General features: G+C 47.0%; 1 protein-coding gene. It reads right to left on the minus strand.

Annotated features, from left to right (window positions below; all coding sequences use genetic code 11):
- Positions 1–76: 76 nt before the first annotated feature.
- On the minus strand, positions 77–1,120 hold the full coding sequence (locus tag RCF13_RS06665) for a reverse transcriptase family protein (protein WP_151659277.1): 1,044 nt from the start codon (positions 1,118–1,120) through the stop codon (positions 77–79).
- Positions 1,121–1,271: the final 151 nt, after the last annotated feature.

Raw genomic sequence — 1,271 nt, forward strand, 5'->3', positions numbered from 1 at the left:
GATGCAAACCACGAGAGGATCATCATGATGGAAAGAAGCCGCGGGCGGCCTACTAGCGCAACATTGACGGGGTTCATCATGCCAATCCCGAATCGGCCATATATCGCTTAAGTGCAAGTTCTGCCCGTAATGACTGGTCGCTATTCTTTGTGACGTGCTTCCAAAAAGCTATTTTTCCCAATAACCTCTCAAGGTAAAGCGGATCAAAGTTCTCAGTTGCGGCCATATGAGCGATCAATCCCTTAGTCGTCACATGAAAGACGTCCTGCCTAACCGAGCGCACAAAAGCTTTTGGTGGCATGAGCTTCCCTGATGAGATTGAGATCCCAGCAATAATCTTCCGATCATTCGGACCATAAAGTCGACTTTTGACAGGGTGTATCTTGAAATTCGCATCTGCAAGTATCTGGATAATCTTCCCTCTAAGCGAGGAGTCTATACGTTGCCCCGATATAGCGATGTCGTCAGCGTACCGCGTATATATTAGTCCTTCCTCGGCGCAATGATCGGCAATTCGGATGTCAAATGCCCTTGCTGCTAGATTGCTGAGCGCCGGACTTGTTGGCGCACCTTGGGGCAGCCCATCATTCTTAGTACAAACTCTGGTAAGCGCGCTTGCAACTGGATCGGAATAGCCGAGCTCAGCTAACAAGCTGCGCACTTTGCCGGAAGAGATCGACGGGAAAAAATTCAATATATCAATCTTAAGCAGCTCATTGCAGCCCAAATGCTGCTGAGCATTAGTAACGATCGAACGATTCTTCAGGAAACCGTGGGCTGAAGGATGGACCTCAACAAACTCAACAATATTCGCTAAAATCCACCGCTGAAGCTTCATCAGTATCGGCCGTGGTACGCTGATCTCGCGAAGCCCACCTGTTCGTTTGGGTATCTCGAATGTCCTGTAGTAGCTGTGTGGTGAATGGCAAATTGTTGCTAAGGTAACTTCGCTAACACCTAAAAGGGCGGCTAGGTGTGAAAACTCAAATATGGGAGGGAGGTTCCGAGCGGATAGTGAGGCTGCATGCGCGAGGTATCCGCGAACCAATTGCAACCCACGCTCACCTTTTACACGATCTTTATAAAATGATTGCCAGTCTTCGTAGTTAAATTCATTCATTTTTTTTACTATTATCTTCAGGTGGAGCGCAACGATACCAGAGTGAATATACTATATATTCTTCTTTACTGCTTTATGCAGTAAACATAGATCCAAAGGATCTATGCTTCTTGCGCGAAGTGCGTGAAGAAAATCTAACGCGCTCCTAAGC

The organism is Stenotrophomonas maltophilia group sp. RNC7, assembly GCF_030910085.1.
Lineage (GTDB): Bacteria > Pseudomonadota > Gammaproteobacteria > Xanthomonadales > Xanthomonadaceae > Stenotrophomonas > Stenotrophomonas sepilia.